Source organism: Paraburkholderia sp. RL17-373-BIF-A (assembly GCF_046030175.1).
Taxonomy (GTDB): domain Bacteria; phylum Pseudomonadota; class Gammaproteobacteria; order Burkholderiales; family Burkholderiaceae; genus Paraburkholderia.
In genome coordinates this window covers 1-3,628 of record NZ_JARESO010000170.1, presented here as the reverse complement: position 1 = coordinate 3,628, position 3,628 = coordinate 1, and the positions used below count along the sequence as shown (strand labels likewise).

Sequence of the window (3,628 nt, the reverse complement as noted above, 5' to 3'; positions counted from 1 at the left end):
TACAACTCGATCTATGTGCAGTGCCCCGTTATGTGGAGTCGACTGCCGTGAGCTTCGGCTGCTGGGACTTTGAGGCCGCGAAACTACACATAACTGGAACGAGCTACTGTGATGCTTCCGTTCACTTGAATGGGAGATTCACATGCTGGAATTTCTCTTTCCCCGCGATTGGCAGCTCTATGCTGCCGGCCCGCAAGGACCGCTAGTCCGCAATTTTTCGGCGTGGGTCGTCGAGCGCGGCTATACGCGCATTTGCGCACAGGGTCACGTACACCGTTTCCGTGAGGTTCTTGCCTATAACCATGTAGCGGCTGGCACCAGCCTCCCGATTACCTCGACTGCGCTGTCCCGCTGGTTCGCGCCGTGGTCGCACGAGACGTCATACCGCGCCACGCAGCGAGCGGCAGTGCGCTTTTTGTGCGATCGAGGTCTCTTCGTTCCGGTGGCCAAACCGAGCCGGTTCGACCCGCTCATTTCGCAATACCGCTCCCATCTCATTGATCTGCGCGGACTTGCTCCTGCAACAGTCGAGCATCACCTGAGGACGGTTACCAGCTTCCTGTCGAGCGCCTGTTCGAAGCGCCGCCTTGCCAGCGTCAGACCCAACGATGTCGAACGCTTTGTCGACCAGATCAGCACTCGTGTTTGCCGCCAGACTCTGCAGCATACGATTGCACACTTGCGCGCCTTTCTGAGGTTCTGCGCCGATCAACGCTACACGAGGAATCGCCTCGATGTTATCGACACACCGCGTACCTATCGCGGAGAACTTCCACCGCGGGCGTTGGATTGGAGGACGGTAAGCAAGCTTCTGCATTCGATCGACCATTCGAGCGTTGAGAGTTGCCGCGATCATGCGATTCTCTACCTGATGGCCTACTACGGGTTGCGCCCAGCAGAAGTCACCAGCTTGACCCTCGACTCGATAGACTGGGAGAACGATATCCTGCGGGTGGACCAGTGCAAGACTCGGTCAGTATTAATCATGCCGCTCAACGGCCGAACGCGACATGTGCTCGAGCGATATCTACGCCGTCGACCACCCCTGACGAATACGCGCCAGCTATTCCTGAGAGTGCGGTGCCCGGGCGGCCCCATCAAGGCGGCAACAATCGACCGCATTTATGCCAAGCGTGCCCGATTCAGTGGCCTGCCCATTCTACAGACCAGTCCCTACTGCCTGAGGCATAGCTTCGCCATGCGCCTGCTCGAGCGAGGTGTCGGAGTAAAGATGATCGGCGATCTGCTCGGTCACCACTCCCTTGAGAGCACGTGTGTCTATCTCCGCCTGCATGTGGAGGCGCTGCGCCAGGTTGCCCTGCCGGTACCTGGATGTGATCGCGTCTCAATGAAGGGGGCATCATGAAACACCAACTCGAATCGACAGCGCTTGATCCGGTCATCAGTCGATACCTTGCACACCGCCGAGCGCTAGGGCGTCAGTACAGCAACCAGGAGCGTACCTTGCATTCGATGAGAGACTTCGTCGTCCGAGCTGGTGAATGGGACATGAACAACACGCTGTTCGAATCGTGGTGCAAGACCTTCGATTCCCTCACCTCGAACGTGCGCCGCTCCCGTCAAGTTGACGCGCGCAATTTCTGCCTCTACCGGCAGCGCACCGAGCCCCGGTGTTTCGTGCCGGACATCAACCGGTTTGCGCGCCGGCAACCACATGCCGCACCAACTATCCTGACTCCCGCGCAGGTCGGTCGGGTACTCGAACTTGCGGGCACGCGCCACGCCACGCCGGCATCGCCACTAAGGCCGTATGTCCTGCGCCTGGCGCTTGTTCTGTTGTACACCGCGGGGCTAAGGCGAAGAGAGTTGTTACGGTTAACATTGGCCGATGTAGACGCGCACGCTGGAGTCCTGCGCGTACGCGAATCGAAGTTTCACAAATCGAGGTGGGTTCCGCTTTCGAGCGGCGCCCGGCTGGAACTACGCCGCTACCTCATGCGCCGCCTCGCTACCCCTTTCGACACTACGCCGTCGTCACCGTTACTGTGCAACATGCACCACGGTCTGCGAGGCTACACCGGAACAGGATTGCGTGAAGGCATCACCGGACTACTGCAAGACGCTGGAATCCGGGATGCCAACGGACGGGTTCCCCGTATTCAGGACTTTAGGCATTCCTTCGCAATTGAAGCCCTGATGCGATGGTATCGACAGGGCGCGGACGTCCAGTCCAACCTGCCAGAGCTCGCGCTTTACATGGGTCACGTCTCAATCGTATCAACGGCCTACTACTTGCGTTGGATTCCCGAACTCCAGGAGCTGGCGAGTAATCGGTTCGCCAAACGATTTGGCTATCTCGTTCAGGGAGAGCAATGATGAAACGGCGTCCTTACTCCGATGAGCTCGGACGGAGTCTTGTCCGATTCTTCCAGGATTATCTGCCCATGCTGCGAGGGATGAGCCGGCACACGATCCATAGCTATCGCGACACACTGGTGCTTCTGCTGCGATTTCTCAGTTCGAAGCGACACTGCGGCATTGAACGTCTGGATCTTGCGGCGATCACCGCTGAATCGGTCGGACAGTTCCTCACATCTCCCGAGCAAGACCGACACAACGGCATTGCCACGCGTAATGCCCGGCTTGCCGCGATTCATACATTCGCGAGGTTCCTGGCATCCGAACGTCCTGAACATCTGGCGGCGGCGCAGGCAATCCTCGGCATTCCATTCAAACGCGGCGCGCGGTCAGCTCCGATCGAATATCTCGAGCAGCACGAGGTCGAGGCATTGCTGAATGCGGTCGATCGAACGACCGCCACCGGTCGCCGTGACTACGCGTTGTTCTCACTGATGTTCAACACCGGCGCAAGGGTGCAGGAGGTACTCGACCTTCGTTTGTGCGACCTACGCGTGCAGCGGCCGTGCCAGGTAAGACTTCAAGGCAAGGGAAACAAGGTCCGTGTCTGTCCGATCTGGCCGCAGACTGCCAGGTTGTTGCAGCGACTCGTCGAAGAACGCACGTACCCGCTTGATGCAACCACGGCACTGTTTGTCAATAATCGCGGCGACAAGCTCACCCGCTTTGGGGTGCACTACCTGCTTCGCAAGCATCTGGTCGCCGCCGGAGCGATCGTACCTACCCTCCGGGAGAAACGCATCCACCCTCATTCGCTGAGGCATACGACAGCGCTCTTCTTGTTGAAGTCAGGTGTGGACTTCCCAACGATTAGCCAGTGGCTTGGTCACGCGAGTCTCGATACAACGATGCGCTATGCGAGAGCAGACATCGACATGAAGCGCCAAGCGCTCCTGCAAGTGTTCCCTGACATATTAACAACGGCGCCGACCGACCGCCGAACATTTGAACGTTTGCCGATTATCGACTGGTTGAAGCGGCTCTGATATTTATGTGGAGTCCACGTCCCGGCTTCCGGCTCCCACTATCGCCGGCCTGGGCCGACTCCACATAACGGAGCACTGCACATAGATCGAGGATGATCAGGTCGAACCGGTCGAGCTTCGCGAGCGCCGAAGGCAGTTGCAGACTCTGACGCGCGACCTGGAGCTTCTGCACGATTTCGCCGGTGCGCGTGAACAATACGCGGTAGCCAGCGTCGATGAGTGCATGGCCGATGGCGGATCCCAAGTGACTTTTTCCGCCGCCG

The 3,628-nt window shown here is 58.7% G+C and carries 3 protein-coding genes and 1 pseudogene; 3 read left to right on the top strand and 1 reads right to left on the bottom strand.

The window, feature by feature from the left end; translation table 11 throughout:
• The first annotated feature begins 142 nt into the window (after window positions 1-142).
• From P0D80_RS49070 to P0D80_RS49060, 3 genes are read left to right on the top strand one after another with little or no spacing between them, the layout of a single operon-like run.
• Window positions 143-1,366: a tyrosine-type recombinase/integrase gene (locus P0D80_RS49070; protein WP_408295700.1), complete on the top strand. Its 1,224-nt coding sequence runs from the start codon at window positions 143-145 to the stop codon at window positions 1,364-1,366.
• Window positions 1,363-2,337 carry a tyrosine-type recombinase/integrase gene (locus P0D80_RS49065; protein WP_408295697.1) on the top strand — a complete coding sequence of 325 codons (975 nt, stop codon included), beginning with the start codon at window positions 1,363-1,365 and terminating at the stop codon, window positions 2,335-2,337. Before P0D80_RS49070 ends, P0D80_RS49065 begins: the two co-directional genes overlap by 4 nt.
• A complete protein-coding gene (locus tag P0D80_RS49060) occupies window positions 2,337-3,365 on the top strand; it encodes a tyrosine-type recombinase/integrase (RefSeq protein ID WP_408295695.1) in 1,029 nt (342 codons plus the stop codon). The genes P0D80_RS49065 and P0D80_RS49060 overlap by 1 nt, the downstream gene beginning before the upstream one ends.
• Before the next feature lie 37 nt (window positions 3,366-3,402).
• Here the strand turns inward: P0D80_RS49060 and P0D80_RS49055 are convergent.
• Window positions 3,403-3,628 (bottom strand): annotated as a pseudogene (locus tag P0D80_RS49055) (ATP-binding protein); the annotation flags it as partial.

Excerpts from the sequence above, each read along its gene's own strand:
- P0D80_RS49070 (WP_408295700.1), top strand. The coding sequence starts at position 143 with ATGCTGGAATTTCTCTTTCCCCGCGATTGGCAGCTCTATGCTGCCGGC.
- P0D80_RS49060 (WP_408295695.1), top strand. The coding sequence starts at position 2,337 with ATGAAACGGCGTCCTTACTCCGATGAGCTCGGACGGAGTCTTGTCCGA.
- P0D80_RS49065 (WP_408295697.1), top strand. The coding sequence starts at position 1,363 with ATGAAACACCAACTCGAATCGACAGCGCTTGATCCGGTCATCAGTCGA.